We start from the raw sequence: 21140 nt of genomic DNA, 5'->3' as shown, positions 1-21140 counted from the left end.
AAAGTCATCCATCAGCAAAGTGAAGAATTTCATAGTTTTTATTTTTTTATATTTTCTCAATCTAATATGACCTGTACAAATAAATGAGGATGTTCTAAAATTCCTGTAGTATAATATATGCATAAAATGAGTTTACCTTTACTGGTTATCCGACAGCGAAGTGAAGGATCTCATGCTTTGATGGTTTTCTAAAGGAATAAATAAAAAAGGAGATTCTTCAACTTACAGCCTTAGGATGACAGGCAAAAGTAATAATATATCATTCTAAAGCTACAGCGAAAAATCTCAATAGTTCTTTTTGAAATCTATTATACATATTCCCATATTTCTTTTAACTTATACACCTTCTGATCGGTCATTCTGAGCGTAAGCGAAGAATCTCATATTTTTTGAATTTCTCGCTCACTGTATTATCTCAAAAATACAAATTTACATTTTTGATTTTCATAATCCCTATCTTCCCATTTAACACTTTTTACCCCTGTCTCTAACTCTCTTACGAATCCTTCTATGAATCCCCATGCATACCAGCATACACTATGCTCAATCGGTCCAAGTCCTCTTGGTTTTAAAGCTCCCTCATAAAATACACAATTACAAATATAAGCTTCGTTACTATTTCTTTCTATTTTATATGCAAAACCAAAAGCATTTAAAGATTTTTCAAGTAAATCTTCCCACTCTTCCTTTGGATGCTTTTCCATTAGAGATTTGGCAACTTCCCTTCCAAGTTGTCTAATTATTGCATATCCACCTTTCTGACCAAACATGTTTTGAACTTCATCTGCAAAAGCAAAAACAATATCTCTTCCAGTACAGTTTTCTTTGTTTTTCTCGTTAGCTAATCTCAGTACATTATTTACAGCATTTTCTCCAATAATACATTTAGTCAAATCTATAAAAGTATCAATAACTTCCTGATTTATCTCGCCTTTTATCTCTACCATGGTAATCTACCTCCGAAAATTATTCCGTAATATTATTTACATAATTCTGTTAAGAAATTTTTAAAAACAAATAAATATTTCTTAAAAACTTTTTATAAGTGGTATAATTTAAATCATAATGGCAATTTTAGGAGGCATAGAGATGGTTGAATTTATACTTCAAAATGTTTTGGCAGTAGGATTACTATTTTTCTTAATCGTAGGTCTTGCTTTGGCATGGAATATTAAACCTATGAGGTATGGGTTAATTACTGCAATAATCATTGTCATTACGATTGCAGGTTTGGTAAATTATGGTGGGCTTACAGTTGAAAAAATGATTGCTAAGTCTGGATACATTGCTTTATTTTTAGTTTGGTTGACTGTTTTGATAGTCTTTGTAGTTGGCATGTATAGGCTTTGGAAAAATTATGGAAATGGTGAAGCAGAATGAAAATTTGTACGTTTAATGTTAATTCTATAAAAGCACGAAAAGATTTGGTTATTGAATGGTTAAATCATAGAAACAACGATATAGATGTTTTATGTTTTCAAGAGATTAAGGTAGAAGATAAAAACTTTCCTTCTGAAGATTTTAAAAAGCTTGGTTATGTATATCAAGATATTTCTGGACAAAAAGGATATAACGGAGTTGCTACTTTATCTAAGCTTGAAATTTCTCATTATCAAAAAGGTTTAAATCACGAATACTTTGATGTTCAAAAAAGGGTTTTAATTGATAAAATCATAGAAAAGGAAATTTTTGTGATTAACACATATGCTCCACATGGAGATTTGAGAGGTGGAGAGAAATATTATTACAAATTGGATTGGTATAAGCATTTTATTAACTTTCTAAAGGAAAATTTTGATTTTGAAAATCAAAAGATAATGTTACTTGGAGACTTGAATATTGCATTAGAAGATATAGATGTTTACGACCCTGTACTACTGACAGATTCAATCGGAACCATGCCGGAAGAACGAGAACTTTTAAGACAGCTTTTAAATCTTGGCTTGATAGATACATTTAGATACTTATATCCAAACAAGCAACAATTTACATGGTGGGATTATATAGGTGGTGCTATTTGGAGAAATGAAGGAATGAGAATAGATTACATATTAGTATCAAAACCGTTTTTGCAGTATGTAAAAAATGTTGAAGTTGATTTGTGGCCAAGAAGAAGAAGGTCGCCAAAACCTTCTGACCATGCTCCTGTAATCTTAGATCTTGAAATATAATATCCCCGAGCCATCAAGACCCGGGGCTGTAAAACTAACTTTGTTTTACAGTAAATACTAAATTTTCACCGGTTTCATCAGCATCTACTATAACGGTGTCGCCTTCTTTAACTTCTCTTCTAAGTATTTTTTCTGATAATGGTGTTTCAAGGTATTTTTGTATAGCTCTTCTCATAGGTCTTGCACCATAAAGTGGGTCATAACCAAGCTTCATCAATACTTCTTTAGCCTTATCTGTAAGCTCAACTTTAATATTTCTATCATGCAATCTCTTATTAAGAGCATTTACCATTAAGTCTATTATTTGTATGATATCTTTCTTGAATAATGGCTTAAATACAATTATTTCATCTATTCTGTTTAAAAATTCTGGTCTGAAGTAGTTTTTAACTTCTTCAAGAACTCTCTTCTTAGCGATTTCAAACTCTTTCTCAATAACCTCTTCCGGAGCATCTACCGGTATAAGTGTTAAGTATTGGCTACCGATGTTAGAAGTCATTATGATTACAGTGTTTCTAAAGTTTACAGTTCTACCTTGAGAGTCTGTAAGTCTTCCATCATCAAGTACTTGTAAGAATAAGTCAAATACTCTTGGATGAGCTTTTTCTATCTCGTCAAGTAGAATAACACTGTAGGGTCTTCTTCTTACTGCTTCTGTAAGCTTTCCACCTTCTTCATATCCTACGTATCCTGGAGGTGCACCGATTAATTTTGCAATAGAATGCTCTTCTTTAAATTCTGACATATCTAATCTGATTAACGCATCTTCATCGTCAAATAAAAGTTCTGCTAATGTTTTTGCAAGCTCTGTTTTACCTACACCTGTTGGTCCTAAGAACATAAATGATGCAAGTGGTTTTCTTGGGTCTGATAATCCTGCTCTTGCTCTTCTAATAGCTTCTGCAACTAGTTTAACTGCATGTTCTTGGTCTATTAAACGTTTATGCATTTCTTCTTCTAAGTGAAGCAGTCTTTCCATCTCTTCTTCTTTCATCTTAGATATAGGAATTCCGGTCCATTCTGCTATAACTTCTGCAACATCATCTTCTGTAACAACTACAGACTCAGCAAGTTTTTGTTGTAGAGCTTTTATCTCTTTTTCTATTTGAGCTTTTTTAATCTTGTATTCAGCTTCTTTTTCATAATCGCCTTTTTGGCTGTAGAACTCTATCTGCTTTTCAATTTCTTCAAGCTGTCTTTGTAATTCTTCAAGTTTTGTTCTTTCGTTTGAAGATTTAGTTTTTAAATCTTTAAGTTGTTTTTCAAGATTTGCTTTTTCTATTTTTAGTTTTGCTTCTTTCTCATAATCTCCATCTAAGGAAGCCTGTATTATCTGTTCGTCTAACATTTTGATTTTTCTTTCAAGTTCAATAACTTCTGGAGATGCATAGACAAGCTTTAGTTTTTTTCTTGCACATGCTTGGTCAAGGGCATCAATCGCTTTATCCGGGAATTTTCTTGCCGGTATGTATCTGCCGGTTAATTTTGCTGCTGCTTCTATTGCTTTATCACTTATTTTTACGTTGTGATGTTTTTCAAGTTTTGGTCTTAAAGCTTTTAGTATTTCTATTGTTGTATCAATATCCGGCTCTTCTACATATACAGGCTGAAATCTTCTTTCTAATGCTGGGTCTTTTTCTATATATTTTCTGTACTCGTCAAGTGTCGTTGCACCTATAACTCTAATTTCTCCTCTTGCAAGGGCTGGTTTTAGAAGTTGTCCTGCATCAGAAGCGCCTTCTCCTTTACCCGCTCCAACGATTGTGTGTAATTCGTCTATAAATAGTATGATGTTAGGGTCTTTTTTTAGCTCATCGATAAGAGATTTCATTCTCTCTTCAAATTCACCTCTGTACTTTGTGCCTGCAACAAGACCGCCAAGGTCAAGAGATAACACCTTTTTATTTTGAAGCTCCTCCGGAACTTCTTTGTTTACTATTTTTTGTGCTAAACCTTCTACAATAGCTGTTTTACCAACTCCAGCCTCTCCAATCAATACTGGGTTGTTTTTAGTTCTTCTGAGTAAGATTTCTATAACTTGTTGAATTTCTCTCTCTCTTCCAATTACCGGGTCTAATTTTCCTTCTTTTGCTAATTTTGTTAAATCAACAGTAAATCTCTCTAATGCAGATTTTTCCTCTTCTGCCATTTCTTGCTGAATATTTTTCTCGTCCATTGCTTTCTTTCCTCCTTCTTTTTTCTCAAAATTTAATATTTCATCTAAAATTTTACCAGCTATTGTGTCTTTACTATCTACCAAAGATGTTGCTATATGAACAATGCCAACTGTATTAGAGCCACTGTTAAATGCAATTTTTTCAGCATTTTCTAAAACTTTAATAAGCTTTGATGAATATACTTTTGAAGTTTTTGAGCCTGTGACATTTTCAATGATTTTTTCTACAAATCTATCCTTAGAAAATCCAAGGTCTTCGATTTGTTTGATTAATGAATGGTTTTCTATAATCTTATATAGGAATGACAAAAGATTTATATCACCGGATAAAAATTTATCAGCAGTGTTAGAATCCGTTAGCTGAGCTAATTGAGATTTTAATGAGTTTAAATTAGACTCAAGCTGTTTTTCGTATATGGTCAATCTTTCAAGCTCTAACCTACTTCCACCACCAAAGAAAAATTCCCTTTCATAAGATAAATCTCTTTTTAATCTCTCTTTTTGAGCCTTTACATTTCTAAGCTCTTTGTATATTTCAAGAGCTTGATTTCTTGCTTGTGTTAACTGGGATTGTAAATTCTTTAAATAATTTGAATAGTCCTCTACAGCTTTATTTATTTGAGAGTAAATGTCATTTAAGTATGATGTAATATTCTCTTTTAAAGCTTTCTTATCAATACCTCTCTTTTCAAGAATCTTTAAAAGTGGTGAATCATCTTTAGATATTAACGCCAAAAGTAAATGGTCTGTATCAACCATTGAGTCATTGTTTTTAAATGCGATACTTTTAGCCTGTTCTAACAAATTTTTTGCTTTTCTTTCTAATAAATTTTCACTAAACATTTTAAATCCTCCATTGTAAAATAATTTTAGTGTAGTATTGTTAAATTAACATAATACATAATGCTAAAATTTTCAATAGTCTTTTGATTTGTGAAAAACATCATTTAAAATTTTATTTTTATGTAGTAATTTTAAAAATAAAATTAAAACAAGGATTGCAAGAATGCAACAGGACATAAAACAACTTACAGTTATACTTGACGGTGTAGATGTATCAGACCCGGCACAGGAAAAAATTGCAAGCGATAAATTTATTGAAGAGATGAAAAAGAACGATTATCTCCCAACGGACAACTATGTTGCTTTAAGAGATAAGAAGATGAGTAATATAAGAGGAAAAAGAATATCAACCCAAGAAGATGTTGAGATCTATGCTTACTCTCAAGTAAAAAGGATTGGTGATAAGGTTCAAACGGTCGTTGTTATGAAGATTGTATAAAAATAAGGGAGCTTAAAGCTCCCTTGAAGACAAAGAGGTTGTTCAAGCAGCAGCAGGAAATTAAAATCTGTAAGAAACGTTTGCGTAAATAAATCTTCCGGGTTCTGGGATTTTGACAGGATTTCCTGATAAAGAAATTCCTCTAAATGGGTCTCTTACATAAGATAGATAGTTATAGTAGAATTTATCAAATACGTTATCAACACCAACACCAACAAATAGTCTATTTGCATATGTATATCCTGCTTTAACGTTTACTATAAACCAGCTGCCGGTTTCTTGCTCTTTTAAATCTGAGTCAACTTTTGATTGTTTTGCAGAGTATATACCTTCTATTAGTCCGTAGAAAGTTCTATCATCGTATTTAACAGCCAATCTTGCTTTTAATGGTGGAATTTCTGCTAAATCGCTGTCTGTGTATAATCCTTTTTTGTCTGTTTTTTTACCAATTTGATAAGCAAGCCCAAGCTCTGTTGAGATTTTGTCGTTTATAGCAACAAATCCGTTAATATCTCCACCATAAATCGCAGCGTTTATGTTTTCATAGGTTATGTAAGTTTTGCCACTATCTGAATACTGACGTAAATAAATATAATCCTGCAGCATGCTATAAAAGATATTGCCTTTAATTCCAACATTATTCATTGGAAATGCTTCAAACCCTGCATCTATTTCATTATTTCTTGTTGGCTTTAAATCTGGATTACCATACCATGGTGCCATACCGCTTAAAGATATAAATCTCTCCTCTGGGTCTGGAACTCTTACAGTGCTACCAAATCCTACGTATACATTATCTTTTTTATTGATATTGTATTTTGCAATAGCATAACCTGATACGTAGTTATCTGTGTTAGAGAATTTGTAGCCATTTTTTTTAATAAATAAATCTCTGTTAGTATTAGCTGTCATAGAATTTGGGTCTGCTTTTGAATACGTATAATCGTATCTTAAGCCGCCGGAGATAGTCCATTTTTCTATATCTTTACTGCTTTTTACAAACAATCCAATGTCTTTAATATCAACATCCGGTATCATACCATCGTTGTAGTTAGGTGTCGATGTAAATGCATTTTGAATATTATCCGCTTTCCAATTTCTTAAATATGTATCAATCCCAACTGTCATGTTAAGTCCAAAAAGATTTAAATCTTTTGAAAGTTTAGTTCCAAACATTTTTGACTCAGCATAAGTTTTCATAGAATATGGATAATTTCCTGCTGTAGTTCTAAAAGAATCTCTCATATCATGTTTTACTTCATTATAGTAGATGCTAAAATTAAGACCAATATCTTTAAGTTTAAAATCTGTGTTAAATCTGTTTGTTCTGTCATACAAAGCATCCATTTTTAAAGCCGGATATAATACATTTCTTGCATTTTCAAAAGCATAAGAAAGTTTAATCTCTGCATTATCGTTTGGAGTAATCAATAACTTTGTCCATACTCTGTCTATATTAAATGCTTTGTCGTTAATGTATTGGGATTTATACTTTCCTGCTGTTGGTCCAGCTGGTGTAGAATAGACTGCATACTCTGTAACCTTTTTACCCTCTCCGCTTTCATAAGGCTTAGAGTATTGATTTGATGCACCAACTAAAACCTTGATAAACTTATTTCCAACATTTCCCCATACGTAGCCAGTCCTATAGCTCCAACTTCCATAGGTTCCCCCTATCTCTCCCCCGATTCCTTCCTTAGGGTCTTTTGTTTTTACGTTTACAACCGCAGCAAGAGAACCTGCATTTTCAACATCAAATGGACCTTCTTTTATGGTTATATTCTCAATCTGAGGAGATGAAACGTGAAAAGAAGGGGGGTCCATTCTGTTTGGACATGCACCATAGATTTTAGAACCATCGATCAATACATTAATGTTATCTTTTGCAAATCCTCTAATGTATAAATCATTTGCAATTCCTGCCTTTCTCATGTACCAAACTTCTGGATAAAACTCTGATAAAATCTCTCCAAGGTCAATCTGTCTTGTAACTTTAGCCTCTTCTTGTGTAAGTTCTTTTTTTGTGCTTACTTCTTCCTCAGCTTTTTTCTCTTCAACTGTAACTTTTTCAATTCTAATGCCTTCTACTGCATGTGAATAACTTAACATCACGTAAGTAGATAATAAAACCATTGATGCAAGCTTTTTCATGTCTTCCTCCTGTTTATGATTAATATAAGTTTTAGAATTTTAATATAATTATATGTTAAAATCAAGATACAAATTTAACATTTTAACTTATGAGCCGGGTGAGAAATTCAATAAAAGTATGAGATTCTTCGCACGGCTTTAGAATGACGCCATTGGATCGTTCTTTGTCATCCAGCACCGAAGTGAAGGTCTCCTCTTTTAACGTCTTTTTAATATAGAAGAAGACAAAAAGGTCGGAGATTCTTCGCTAATGCTCAGAATGACACCATTGGGTTGTCCTTTGTCATCCTGAGGACGTAAGTCCGAAGGATCTCCTTTTTTAATGTCTTTAATAGCTAAGAAGGCAAAAGGAGATTCTTCACAGGCTTTAGAATGACGGAGTAGTGACATAATGATAGCATGTTAAATCTTAAAAATTTTTTAGCAGCACTCTTGTGAGAGGTGAGAAGTTAATAAAATTTCTCTTATTTCACTCTCTCACTTTAATCATAGAAAATGATTTAAAATTTTGTTAAATTTAAAACAAAACAGTTAAAGAGGTTCCTATATGATTATTAAGATAAACAGAAATGGTAATTATCAGACTTATGAGATAAATAACATTGAAGATAGAACTACTATTTTAGAAGTTTTGGAGCAAATTAAAAATTATCAGGATTCGAGTTTATCATACAGAGCCCAATGTAGAGCTTCCATTTGCGGAACTTGCGCAGTAAAAGTTAATAATCAAACAGTCTTAGCATGTAAAACAAAAGTAAAGGATTTAGCGGTTAATGATGAAATAGTGATAGAGCCTTTATCCAACATGCCTGTTATAAAAGATTTGGTTGTGGACCATGATGAATTTTTAAATAAATTAAAAAAAGCCAAGGCATGGTTTATTCCAAAAGAACCTTTTGAAAAGGTTTATCCTGAGGATTTGGCAACGTATGATAGAGAAACAGATTGTATTTTGTGCGGAATTTGTTATAGTGTTTGTCCGGCTTTTGCAAATGATAAAGATTTTGGCGGTCCTATAAACTTTGTTAAAATTTTTAGATTTTGGAAAGATAAAAACGATGCGTTAAATGATGGAAGAATACAAATAGCCGCTGAAAATAATATAACTTCATGCATACATTGTAAATACTGCACTTTTTCATGTCCAAAACAAATTCCAGTAGAAGGAGACATCTTACAATTAGAATTCTATGGAAAGCAAAAAGGTATAATCAAAAAGCAAGAAGACTTTGGATTTAACTTTGGATTTGGATTTTAGTAAAGCGTTAAAGGTAAGATGTAAGACTTAATATATTTAACTCTCCCTCTCTTCTGATTTTTTCTGCTTTTCGCTCATAACGTATCTTACTATAATGTTATTACAAAAATCTAATTAAACATCACAAAACATTTATGTTAAAATTCAAATGTGCAAAAACATGTCGGGTGAGAAATTCAATAAAAGTATGATATTCTTCGCACGGCTTCAGAACAACAAATAAAGCCACCATTTAACTGATGCTTATCATTCAACCTTTTCCTATCATCTTGAAGACTTTAGTCCAAAGGATCTCCTCTTTTAAAGAAAGTGAGTAAGTGAGTAAGTGAGAGGTAAAAAGGCGGAGATTCTTCGCTTACGCTCAGAATGACAGGTAAGATAATATCTTTATCAAAATTTTCTTGAAACAACCTCAAAAATGAATATGTTAAAATTTTAATATTTAGCAAATTAAGAAAAAATACTAATAGGACAGGTCATGATTATCAACAAAAATAAAAGATTAATAATAACTTCTATGTTAGCTTTAAACTCTTTTACCGTCTTTGGACAAGAAAATATATCAACATTATTATCTACATATGAAGAATCTATGGACTTAACCAATAAAACAAGAGTTGAAAGCCTTGGTCATTATATCCTCATTACAAGAAAAGAAATTGAAATGATGCAGGCTAACAAACTTTCAGATATACTTAAATCATTAAAGCTACACACATTTATACAAAATAGTTTTGGAGTTTACCAATTAACATCAGCCGGTGGAGGAGTTGGAGTTACAACTTCATACAGATTGTTTATAAACGACCATGAAGTAAGCTCATTGCATACAGATAATCCATTCCTTATATACGACAACTATCCATTAGATAGTATAGACCATATAGAGATTTGTATGGGGGCAGGTGCTGTTAGAATTGGAAATGAACCATCAATAATATTGATTAAACTATACACAAAACAGCCCGACAGAGAAAATGCCTCCGTATTTAAAACATTTGTATCAACAACAAAAGATTATGGATTTAGCTTTACAGATGCAAGAAAGCCAAAAGAAAATTTTTCTTATTTAGTAAGCGTATATCAAGGATATGATAATCTTAAAACTCAACATTTAAACAACACTCCATTAGATAGAGATAATTTTAGACAGCATGCATTTTTTCAATTTAACTACTATGATACATCTATAGATATAGGTTTTTCTCGTGTAAAAAGGGATGCTTATATGGGGCTTGCAGTAGATAGAACTCCAGATTTTTCTAAAACAAGCTCGGAAGATGCTTATATATCAATAACTCAGTATTTGCTTGATGACAAATCATTAAAACTAAATTTTGCCTACGATGAAAACAGAAGAAAAGGAGAGTTTGAAAATAACGGCTTGTATTTACCAGCCTTAGGATTTCCATATTATATGGGTGTAAATTATTACTATGAAAACAGAAATCTTAAAAAATATACATTTTATATATCAAAAGAGTTTAAAACAGATAGAAATGTATTACTCATAGGAAGCTCTGCAAAGTTTAAGAAAAATGATATATCAGATATTTATCCTTCAGCTTTAAGAGATAAATACAAGTTCAAAAATCAAAACTTATACACTGTTTTCGTAGAAAACCAATTTAATATAAATGAAAAGAATCTTTTATTTATAAGTTTAAAATATGACCATTATGATAGAGATGGTGGATTAGAAGAACTTAATAAGTTTATCTCTAGATTAGGTTTTATATCTTACATAAATAACGACCTTTATATCAAAGGATTTTTAACAAAAACTTATGTTCCCCCTTCTTTTTACGAAATTGAAAGCAGTCAAGACCCAAAAAATTTAAAATCAGAAGATGTAAAAGGTGGCAGTTTAGAATTAAACTATGAGAAAAATAAGAATAAATTTCAATTATTTTACGGATATATTACAATGGAAAAGCTTATTGGTTTTAGACAGTTTGGAACCTATAACTCAGATAAATCAATAAAATCTAATCTGTTTGCTTTTGATTATGAACGCAGGGTAGACGCAAATAAAAAATTTAACTTTTCTGCTTACAAAAATTTTATTAATTTTAACTCAACCAAATTAAGTCCAACATTTGGATGGTATGTTAGATATTTACAATCTGTAGATAAGTTTGACCTTTTTGGAGAGCTAATATATAGAGAGGGCTTTACTGTATCTGATGGCAGCAAGGTAAGCCAAAGCTACAACTTAAACACCGGTATAATTTATCATCATTCGTCAAATCTAAGCATAAAACTAAAAGGAGAAAACTTGTTAAACAGCTCTATGAAATCTGTTTTTTCACCAATACCATCTATGCTTCCAGCAAGTGTGTTTAACGCATATGATAGAAAAATTTTAATTACTATAGAAAAGGTATTTTGACATGAAACTTTTAAGAGTTTTGTTGTTCTTATTAGTTCTTGTAATTCCAGCATTCTCGCAGCCTAATCCAGATTATATTGAAGTTAGACTCATTGAAAAAATTCTTATAGACATGGCTAATAAACAACCTGTTAATGTTTGTGTTATAAACTACGATGTAAACAAAATACTAAACTATTCAAAATATCTTAGAATAACAAACTGTGAAAATGCAGATTTTATGATAATAGGAAAAGATACTGAAGAAATAAACTATAATAAACCAGCTATAGTGTTTGATGAAGATTTGATTAAAAAAGTTAAAAACGCTGTGGGCGCTTTATACTGGAAAAAAGGCAGGCCTCAGCTTATCTTCATAAAAAACAGACTTGATAAGTATAAAATTCAACTTCCAAGTGAATATAAAGGATATTTGGTAGATGAATCTGTTTTATCTAAAATATTAAACAGTTCAAATATTAAAGATATATATCTTGCTTGGGAAAGATGAATTTTATAAGAGTATTTTTTAGAGAAATCCAAAGATACTCTGTTTTATTATTATTTGTTATATTTTCTATTCTTTCTTTTTTACTTGTCTTTATTTCTTTACCTTTAATTGAAAATATAACCTACAAGTATATTATAAAAAAGGACCTTGAAAAAGAAGATCAAATTTCAGCCAATATAATTAAAAAGCTAACGAATTATCAAGAAGACATAAGTCTAATAGAAAAAATTTCTACTAATAAAACTTTTTTTAAAATTGCATCAGATATGTTGGAAGTTTTACTTACAGAAAATACAAGTTATGTATATGCTATATATTTTAATAATGGAAAATCCTTTATACTCATAGATGTCTCCAAAAAAGACCGAATGAAAACCAACGATTTATTTGAATTTCTGCAAGAGGAAACTCCGGTAATTAAAAAAGCGTTAGAAAGTGGACAATATCAATATTTAATTCATACTTCTGTAAAAACAATAGGTCTTACATTTTATAAACCTTTTAAAGACAAGAAGAACATAGATTATTTGCTTGTTATAGATTACAGCATAGAGAAAATATCCTACATATCTCAATTGATAAGCGTCTTAAAAACTTTCATTCTTTTATTTATATTTGCTGGCCTTGTTATAATAAACGTAATTATATTTTTAGCTTTAAAAGCGTCATATTATAAACAAAGAAGTTTTACCGATAATCTAACAGGTTTATACAACAGAAATTATTTACAACACATAATGGATTTTAAATATATTATTGCTTTGATAGACATCGATTATTTCAAAAAAATTAATGATACTTACGGGCATGCCATAGGTGATAAAGTTCTAAAAAGCGTTGCAAACACCATGAAGAAACTAACAAGAGAAGAGGATATTTTTATAAGATATGGCGGTGAAGAATTTTTATTATTAGCAAAAGTAGACAGAAAACAAGATATTCAAGTCATGTTAAATCTTTTTGAAAGAATAAGGTCTAATATTGAAAAATTAAAAATTCCTATAACTGATGGAGATTATATAAAGACAACAATTTCTATCGGTGTTTATTTAAATACAAATAAAGATAAAAATATAAATGAAGCTATTAAGAAAGCTGACGTTGCTTTATATAAAGCAAAATCTAAAGGCAGAAATAGAATAGAAATCTACGATGAAGAAAAGGAAGCTGAGAAAAAACTTATAACTGTAGTTGAAGTAAAAGATGCAATAGAAGAAAACCGTCTTTTATGTTATTATCAACCAATAGTAGACCTAAAAGTTAACAACATATCTCACTACGAAGCTCTTGTAAGAATTATAGATAAAAATGGCAACGTTGTACCACCATTCAATTTCTTAAATGTAATAGAAAATACATTCATCTATACAAAGCTAACAAAAGCTGTAATTGATTATAACTATAATATTTTGAAAAAACATAAAAACCTTAAAGTTAGTATCAATCTAAAACAGGCGGATGTATTAAATAGGTCAATAGTAGATTATCTCTTATCAATATCGAAAGAGAAAGACATAACAGAAAGAATGCTTATAGAGATTGTCGAAACAGAAGACCTGTTAGCTTATGAGGAATCTTTAGAAATAATAAAGCAGCTTAAAGAAGCAGGATATTCAATATGCTTAGATGATTTTGGCTCTGGATACTCTAACTTCGTGTATCTATTGAGATTAAACGTTGATTATTTAAAGATTGATGCGAATCTGATAAAAAATATAGTAAATGATGATGTATCTTACGAAGTAGTTAGAATGATAGCTCAGTTTTGTAAAAAGATGAAGATTAAAACAATTGCAGAATATGTTGAAAATGAAGAAATTTTGGGAATAATAAAAGAACTTGACATTGATTATGGTCAAGGATATCTATTCTCAAAACCAAAGCCAATAGAAGAGATAATAGATAATGAGTAATAAGAAAGTGAAAGATAAAAGTAAAGGATAAAAAGAGATTCTTCTCCGGCTGCAGAATAACAGGCAAGACAGCATCTTTATTAAAAACTTTTTGAGACACTCTCCCTCAACATATTGAGTTATAATTATTAGATATCAATTTTAGAAGGAGTATAAAATAGATGGCAGAAGGGATTTTAGAAAGCAGATTAGAAAAAATTAGAAAATTAACAGAAGAAGGAAAAAATCCTTACCCACATAAATTTAGCATTACAACAGACCTAAAATCTGTTAGAGAAGGACTTGAATTTGAGCCCGAAGATAAAGAGTACATCATAAAAGGAAAAATAAAAAGGGTATCTAAAAAGGAAAACGATTATTTTATAAGATTTGAAGATTTAAACGGACATTACGAAATTCAAGTAATCTTTCCACAAAAAGAAAAACTATCTCCAAATACAGTAGCATCATTCAAAGGAAAATTAAAAAGAATTGACGGAAAGCTTACACTTTTAGCTGAAGAAGTTTTATTTGAAGAAGCAGGAGAAGATGTATCAACAATAAAAAATAGATATGACAAAGACCCGGAGAAAAAGCAAGTTGCAGTAGCCGGTAGGCTAATAGCACTCAGAGACCAAGGAAAAGCTGCTTTTGGACATATCCAAGATTCGGACGGAAAACTGCAGGTATACTTTAACGCTGACATTCTTGGAGAAGAAAATTATAAAAAAGCAATGGACTTAATAGATATTGGAGATATTATTGGCGTAGAAGGTCATCTATTTAGAACTATGACAGGTGAGCTTACAGTAGAAGTTCATAACTATGAAATATTAGCAAAATCTTTAAGACCACTTCCGGAAAAATGGCACGGACTAAAAGATACTGAGTACAGATACAGATACAGATACTTAGATTTAATAGCAAATCAAAGAACGAGAGAAATCTTTAAAATAAGGTCTAAGGCAATAAAAAGTTTGAGAGAGTTTTTAGAAAGTAAAGGATTTATAGAAGTAGAAACGCCAATACTTCAACCTGTAGCATCAGGAGCTATGGCAAAACCTTTTATTACATATCACAACGCACTTGATATGAATCTGTATCTAAGAATTGCACCAGAGCTTTATTTGAAAATGCTTGTAGTTGGTGGATTTAATAGAGTTTTTGAGATAGGAAGAAATTTCAGAAATGAAGGGATAGATACAACGCACAACCCAGAATTTACGATGGTTGAGTTTTACGCAGCATACTTAGACTATAACGACTTGATGGCATTGACAGAAGAGCTGTTTAGAAAAATACTTCTTGATACAGTTGGAACGTTAAAAATAACATGGGAAGGCCAAGAGCTTGATTTTGAAAAACCATTTAGAAAAGTAGCATTTTTTGATGCATTAAAACAAAAAACAGGAAAAGATAAAGAATTTTTCTTAGATTTTGAAAAAGCAAGAAATTTTGCAAAAGAGGTAGGAATACCAAAAGCAGATACATTAACCCATGTGAAAATTCTTGATAAACTTTTTGAACATTTTGTTGAAGAAGACCTTATCCAGCCTACATTTGTAATAGATTTTCCAAAGATACTATCACCACTTGCAAAAACACACAGAAACGACCCAGATTTAGTAGAAAGATTTGAGCTTATCATAAATAAAAAAGAGCTTGCAAACGCTTATACAGAGCTAAATGACCCTATGGACCAAAGAGAAAGATTCATCCAACAAATCAGAGAAAAAGAGATGGGCGATGAGGAAGCAATGGACATTGATGAAACATTCTTAACAGCTTTAGAGTATGGTTTACCACCTACAGCAGGTGAAGGAATTGGAATAGACAGACTTGTAATGATGCTTACAGACAATTACTCAATCAGAGAAGTAATCCTATTTCCAACTCTTAGACCAGAAGGACAGTAAAAATGGAAGAAAAAATAATAGGAACTCTCTTGGGCGCCGCAATAGGTGATAGTCTTGGAATGATGGTAGAAGAACTACCTGTTGATGAAGTTATAGAGTTTTATGGCGAGCCTGTAAAAGATTTGCTTATTCCACATCCATCCTCCCCATCATACTTTTTAAGACCGGGAGAAAACACAAGTGAATTTGAAATCATAAAATTGATAGTAGAAGCTATCGTTGAAAGAAAGTTTATAGATACTAAATATATAATTGAAAAATACATTCAATGGCTTGAAAAAGACCAAGTCCATACCTACATTGACCCAACCTTTTTACTTGCTATAGAATCCATAAAAGAAGGAACTGAACCTCCACTAACAGGGTCTGCAATAGACCACTCTCTCGTTGCTATACCTGCTGGAATGTATTATTACAAAGACCCATATCAAGCCTCAGAAGTAGCAAAAGCATTAACAATAATAACATCAAGGAATGAGATTGTTTTAGATGTATCATCAGCTTTAGCCGTAGCAATTGGAGAGCTTATTCAAAGTAGATTTTATTTAGAGGATGAATATGAATACTTTATAAAACTTTTAGAAAAATTCGTTCATAAATCTGAAACCAAAAAATATCTTCATAAAGTATTAGACCTTTTAAAGAAAGAAGCAGATTATGAGACAGCCATAAACGAGCTTGGAAATGGTAGCTACTGCTTAGAAAGTTTTTCACAAGCTCTATTTATCTTTTTAAAAACACCGTCAGACGTAGAAACTACAATCATTAAAGCTGCAAACTCTTATGGATACTACGGCGGTGATACAGACAGTATTTCATTAATCGCAGGAGCTTTTGCAGGTGCATATAACGGTGAAGAGCAAATTCCAGAAAGATGGAAAAATCAACTAATGGATTATAATTATATTGTAGAATTAGCAAAGAAATTTTTAGAAGTTATACCAATCTAAGGAGGAAAATTATGGCAAAAGAAAAAAAGGGAAGACTGCAAGAGAAGTTTTTAAATACAATTAGAAAAGAAAAAGTTAGATGTGATGTTTATTTGGTAAACGGTGTTAAGTTAGAAGGAAAAATAAAGTATTTTGATAATTTTGTAATTCTTTTAAAAGAAGGACCAAGACAAGTTTTAGTCTATAAACATGCGATAACTACAATATCACCTAAAAAAGAAATAGAGTTTGAATACGACCAAGAAGAAATAGAAGATGCAGAAGAGTAATTGCAACCTAAGAGTACTTTAAAATTTTAACTAAGTCTAAAAATTAATTAACCTTATTAATTGCTATTATGAAGCCGTGCGAAGAATCTCCTTTTTACCCTCTACCCTATTAAAAAGACATCGAAAGATGAGATCCTTCGGACTAAAGTCCTCAGGATGACAAAGGACAATCCAATGGTGTCATTCTGAGCGAAGCGAAGAATCTCATATTTTTCTTTTCAAGTCAAAAGATCAAAAGAGGAGATCCTTCAGACTTATGTCACCAGGATGACACGGAAAGGTAAACTTACGAGAATTTTGGAACAGCTTCATGTATAATTCAATTAAAAATTTGTTCATAAATCTTTTTATCCAGTTTTTCTTTTTTCTCTCATCTTCTCTATATGAACCAATAATGCAGTAATTGCTGCAGGAGTAATTCCTTCTAATCTTGAAGCTTGTCCAAGGGTCATTGGTTTAAATTTAGTTAGTTTTTGAACTATCTCTTTTCTCAATCCTGCCACTTGGCTATAATCTATATCTTCCGGAATTTTTATACCTTCTAAGTATTTCATTTTTTCATTTAATTTTTCCTCTCTTTCAAGATAACCATCATATTTAACATTAATTTCTATCTCTTCTTGTATGTAATCGCTTTCTGGAACGGCAATTCCCATCTCTTTTAGCTTTTGAATATCAACTTCCGGTTTTTGTAAGTAAGTAAAAATAGAGACTTTTTTATCTCCATCTTTGATAAATGTTTCTTTGTATATGTTTATCCAATTCTTAATTTCTTCTTCTGTTTCTTTGACAAATTTATACTCTTCTTCATTAAGCATTCCTATGTTGTAAGCTTTTTGATATAGTCTTAAAATTGCGTTGTCTTGTCTTAGATGTAATCTGTATTCTGAACGTGAAGTGAAGAGTCTGTATGGTTCAATTACACCTTTTGTTGTAAGGTCATCTATCATAACGCCGATGTATGCTTCATCTCTTCTAATTATAAATGGCTCATCTTTGCCAAGGGCTCTTAAAGCTGCGTTAATTCCGGCTACTATTCCTTGACCCGCAGCTTCTTCATAACCCGTTGTTCCGTTAAAGTTTCCTGCGTGATAAAGTCCTCTAATTCTTTTTGTTTCTAAGGTTGGATAAAGTTCTGTTGGCATTACAATATCATACTCTATGGCATATGCCGGCTTTAGCAAGACCACATTTTCAAGTCCTGGTATGCTTCTATACATCTGCCATTGAATTTCTTCAGACAGTGATGTACTTAAACCGTTTGGATATATACTAATTCCATCTCTTGTTTCCGGTTCTAACCATACAGTATGCCTGTCTTTACCTTCAAATTTTACGATTTTATCTTCTACGGATGGACAGTATCTTGGTCCAATACCTGTGATGGCTCCGCCATAAAGTGCTGTTCTATGTAGATTTTCCTTTATGATTCTGTGAGTTTCCGGTGTTGTGTATGTAATATAACATGGTATTTGGTCTTTTTCTTTAAACCAGTAAGAACCTTTTGGCTCAGTCCAGAAAGAAAATTTAGGTGGTGGATTGTCTCCCGGCGCTTCTTCAAGTATTGAAAAGTTTATTGTATTTTTGTCAAGTCTTGCGGGCGTACCTGTTTTAAATCTAAATAATTCAAAGCCAGCTCTTTTATAAAATTCAGGAAGCTTTGTAGATGGTTTTTCTTCCATCCTTCCTGCCGGAAATCGTTTATCTCCTATATGTATAAGACCGTTTAAAAAAGTTCCGGTTGTAACAACTACTGCTTTTGTTTTTATTTTTAAACCCTTATCTGTGATAACTCCATCAACTTCGTTTTTATTTTCTTTTAAAACTATGTCAATAACTTCATCTTCTATGACTGTAAGATTTTCTGTGTTATTAGTTTTATTAACCATATATTTTCTGTATTCTTCCTTATCTGCTTGAGCCCTTGGAGACCTTACAGCAGGTCCTTTTCTTGTATTTAAAACTTTAAATTGAATACCCGTTTGGTCTATGGCTTTTGCCATTTCACCACCAAGAGCATCAACTTCTCTAACTACAATTCCCTTAGCTATTCCGCCAATCGACGGATTACATGGCATTAATCCGATTTTTTCTTTATCGATCGTAATTAAGGCAGTTTTTGTCCCAAGCTTTGCAGAAGCTAAAGCAGCCTCAATGCCTGCATGACCACCACCAATCACAACTACATCATACTCTATATCGTAAACCAATTGAAACCTCCTATTAACTTGTTAAGCTTTTGTAATTCTGTTAAAATTATATCAAAATAATTTATGCTATTTTAAGTAGTTTGAAAGGAGTTTATCATGAAAAAAATTATTTTTTTATTTGGATTATTAACATCTTTAATCTTATCTTCTTGTGCTTCTAATGAAATTGTTATCCAGCCTAATGCACCTGTTAGTTTTGTAGCTAAAACAGAAAGAAAAGGAGATTATAGCTTTATCGTTCCTTCAAACTTCCAGTTGATTGAAAATGAATCTCTTGTATTTGAAAGTGAAAACATCTATCGAGCATATCTCATTTACAAAGGTGAAGGGTATATTCAAGATTTAGTTAATTTTTACGACAGAGAAATGCCAAAAGCCGGTTGGAGAAAAATTTCTGCTTTAATCGGCAAAGATGCAATTTTAGCATTTCAAAAGGATAATCAGATAATAGTAATTAAAATTCAATATGGATTAACAAACACATATCTTAGAATGCTTTTGACGAGGTAAAAATTGAGAAAGCTATGCATGCCCCCGGAGTGGAGTAAACATAAAGGAACTTGGTTATCTTATCCACATAACCCCGACACATTTTTTGAGAAAATAGATAACGTAAGAGATAAATACACAGATATGGTAAAGCTTTTGTCCGAATGTGAAGAAGTTCATATAAATGTAAATGACGAAGAAATGGAAGATGATGTACTATCAAGATTAAAAGATAAAAAAGCAAATTTAAACAATGTGTTCATACACAGATTCCCTACTAACGACGCATGGTGTAGAGACCATGGAGCTATTTTCGTTTTAGATAGAAATGAAAACAAACTTGTTGCGCTTGATTTTAAGTTTAATGCTTGGGGTGGAAAATATCCATATGAATTAGACAATGAACTCCCTAAGAAAATGGCTGAATATCTAAATGTTGAAAGAATAGAAATAGATATGGTTTTAGAAGGTGGCTCCATTGATGTAAACGGAAATGGCTTACTGCTTACTACCGAATCTTGTCTTTTAAATCCAAATAGAAATCCAAACATGTCAAAAGAAGAGATTGAAGAAAATTTAAAGTATTACTTTGGCGTTGAAAAAATACTATGGCTTAAAGAAGGTATAGTTGGTGATGATACTGACGGGCATATAGACGATATAACGAGATTTATAAATGAAAATACTGTAATAACTGTAGTTGAAGAGAATCCAAATGATGAAAACTATCCTATTTTAAAAGAAAATTACGAAATGCTAAAAACATTTACAGATATAAAAGGAAACAAATTAAACATAATCACGCTACCAATGCCAGACCCTGTTTATTACAAAGGAGATAGACTCCCGGCAAGCTATGCCAATTTTTATATATCAAATAAATATGTTATTGTTCCAATCTTTAACTGCGATAAAGATAAAATAGCTTTAGAAATAATACAATCAGTTTTTCCAGACAGAATGGTTGTTGGAATAGATGCTTCTGATATAGTCGTTGGACTTGGCACGTTTCATTGCTTGACTCAACAGATTCCATATGTGTAATATGATGAGAATGTTAGGCAAAGTTTATATGTTTTGCCGGTGATGTGCTAAAGCTGAAGGTTAGTAACAATCTTAAAACCTCTGTGCTTAAAAATTAACCAAGCGATAAATGTTTAAGGTCTTATAACTACTTTTGAGGGTGCTACAATTTTTTTAAGTTGTAGAATGTATTCTGAGGACTTTAGTCCGAAGGATCTCGTTTTTTTCTTTGTCACCCAGTAGCAAAGTGAAGGATCTCCTCTTTTAATGTTATTTGAAAGGAATAAAAAGAAAAATGGAGATTCTTCGCCAGCTTCAGAATGACATTGTAGGCAAAAAGGTTGAGATTCCTCTCACGGCTGCAAAACGACAGAAAAATAGCATTCTTATTACAAATGCAAAATGATAGTATGCCAAATTTTAGGAATTTTTTAGAATATTCTCATTATGACTGTTAATATATTAAACTCT

At 31.6% G+C, this 21140-nt stretch carries 16 protein-coding genes; 12 read left to right on the top strand and 4 right to left on the bottom strand.

Annotation, left to right across the window (positions count from 1 at the left end; all coding sequences use genetic code 11):
* Positions 1-410: 410 nt before the first annotated feature.
* Positions 411-947: a hypothetical protein gene (locus tag SYO3AOP1_RS08245; RefSeq protein ID WP_012460265.1), complete on the bottom strand. Its 537-nt coding sequence runs from the start codon at positions 945-947 to the stop codon at positions 411-413.
* Between the two features lie 142 nt (positions 948-1089).
* Here SYO3AOP1_RS08245 and SYO3AOP1_RS08240 point away from each other — a divergent pair, with 142 nt between their 5' ends.
* Together SYO3AOP1_RS08240 and xth are read left to right on the top strand one after the other, a co-directional pair.
* Positions 1090-1380, top strand: a complete 291-nt coding sequence (locus tag SYO3AOP1_RS08240; RefSeq protein ID WP_012460264.1) for a hypothetical protein — start codon at positions 1090-1092, stop codon at positions 1378-1380.
* Positions 1377-2171 (top strand): exodeoxyribonuclease III, encoded by a 795-nt coding sequence (gene xth, locus SYO3AOP1_RS08235; RefSeq protein WP_012460263.1) that lies wholly within the window; start codon positions 1377-1379, stop codon positions 2169-2171. Before SYO3AOP1_RS08240 ends, xth begins: the two co-directional genes overlap by 4 nt.
* 34 nt (positions 2172-2205) lie before the next feature.
* On the opposite strand, the gene SYO3AOP1_RS08230 is transcribed toward xth, so the two are convergent.
* Positions 2206-5190 carry an ATP-dependent Clp protease ATP-binding subunit gene (locus tag SYO3AOP1_RS08230; protein ID WP_012460262.1) on the bottom strand — a complete coding sequence of 995 codons (2985 nt, stop codon included), beginning with the start codon at positions 5188-5190 and terminating at the stop codon, positions 2206-2208.
* Between the two features lie 163 nt (positions 5191-5353).
* Here SYO3AOP1_RS08230 and SYO3AOP1_RS08225 point away from each other — a divergent pair, with 163 nt between their 5' ends.
* Complete coding sequence (locus tag SYO3AOP1_RS08225; protein WP_012460261.1) at positions 5354-5629, top strand: hypothetical protein; 276 nt, start codon at positions 5354-5356, stop codon at positions 5627-5629.
* A 60-nt stretch (positions 5630-5689) separates the two neighbouring features.
* Here the strand turns inward: SYO3AOP1_RS08225 and SYO3AOP1_RS08220 are convergent, their stop codons facing one another.
* A complete protein-coding gene (locus SYO3AOP1_RS08220; protein WP_012460260.1) occupies positions 5690-7780 on the bottom strand; it encodes a TonB-dependent receptor in 2091 nt (696 codons plus the stop codon).
* 547 nt (positions 7781-8327) lie between these two features.
* Between SYO3AOP1_RS08220 and SYO3AOP1_RS08215 the strand changes: the two genes are divergently transcribed.
* The 7 genes from SYO3AOP1_RS08215 to hfq all read left to right on the top strand — a co-directional run bounded on the left by SYO3AOP1_RS08215 (position 8328) and on the right by hfq (position 16947).
* Positions 8328-9038 carry a 2Fe-2S iron-sulfur cluster-binding protein gene (locus SYO3AOP1_RS08215; protein ID WP_012460259.1) on the top strand — a complete coding sequence of 237 codons (711 nt, stop codon included), beginning with the start codon at positions 8328-8330 and terminating at the stop codon, positions 9036-9038.
* Positions 9039-9516: 478 nt separating this feature from the next.
* Positions 9517-11430, top strand: coding sequence for a hypothetical protein (locus SYO3AOP1_RS08210; RefSeq protein WP_012460258.1), 1914 nt, complete (start codon positions 9517-9519; stop codon positions 11428-11430).
* Between the two features lies 1 nt (position 11431).
* A complete protein-coding gene (locus SYO3AOP1_RS08205) occupies positions 11432-11920 on the top strand; it encodes a hypothetical protein (RefSeq protein ID WP_012460257.1) in 489 nt (162 codons plus the stop codon).
* Positions 11917-13833 carry a bifunctional diguanylate cyclase/phosphodiesterase gene (locus SYO3AOP1_RS08200; RefSeq protein ID WP_012460256.1) on the top strand — a complete coding sequence of 639 codons (1917 nt, stop codon included), beginning with the start codon at positions 11917-11919 and terminating at the stop codon, positions 13831-13833. The genes SYO3AOP1_RS08205 and SYO3AOP1_RS08200 overlap by 4 nt, the downstream gene beginning before the upstream one ends.
* Positions 13834-13994: 161 nt before the next feature.
* Positions 13995-15728, top strand: coding sequence for a lysine--tRNA ligase (gene lysS, locus SYO3AOP1_RS08195; protein WP_012460255.1), 1734 nt, complete (start codon positions 13995-13997; stop codon positions 15726-15728).
* Between the two features lie 2 nt (positions 15729-15730).
* Entirely contained in the window at positions 15731-16678 is a 948-nt protein-coding gene (locus SYO3AOP1_RS08190) for an ADP-ribosylglycohydrolase family protein (RefSeq protein ID WP_012460254.1), read from the top strand.
* Between the two features lie 11 nt (positions 16679-16689).
* The gene (gene hfq / locus SYO3AOP1_RS08185) at positions 16690-16947 is read left to right on the top strand and encodes an RNA chaperone Hfq (RefSeq protein WP_012460253.1); all 258 of its coding nucleotides are present in this window, start codon (positions 16690-16692) and stop codon (positions 16945-16947) included.
* Positions 16948-17294: 347 nt separating this feature from the next.
* Here hfq and mnmG read toward each other — a convergent pair whose 3' ends face one another.
* Positions 17295-19157: a tRNA uridine-5-carboxymethylaminomethyl(34) synthesis enzyme MnmG gene (gene mnmG, locus SYO3AOP1_RS08180; protein ID WP_012460252.1), complete on the bottom strand. Its 1863-nt coding sequence runs from the start codon at positions 19155-19157 to the stop codon at positions 17295-17297.
* 96 nt (positions 19158-19253) lie between these two features.
* Here mnmG and SYO3AOP1_RS08175 point away from each other — a divergent pair, with 96 nt between their 5' ends.
* Entirely contained in the window at positions 19254-19667 is a 414-nt protein-coding gene (locus SYO3AOP1_RS08175) for a hypothetical protein (protein ID WP_012460251.1), read from the top strand.
* Between the two features lie 3 nt (positions 19668-19670).
* Positions 19671-20690 (top strand): agmatine deiminase family protein, encoded by a 1020-nt coding sequence (locus tag SYO3AOP1_RS08170; protein ID WP_012460250.1) that lies wholly within the window; start codon positions 19671-19673, stop codon positions 20688-20690.
* Positions 20691-21140: the final 450 nt, after the last annotated feature.

The organism is Sulfurihydrogenibium sp. YO3AOP1, assembly GCF_000020325.1.
In the GTDB taxonomy this organism is placed as follows: Bacteria; Aquificota; Aquificia; order Aquificales; family Hydrogenothermaceae; genus Sulfurihydrogenibium.
Note: the sequence above shows the minus strand (reverse complement) of the source record. Positions and strands in the feature narration are given on the sequence as shown.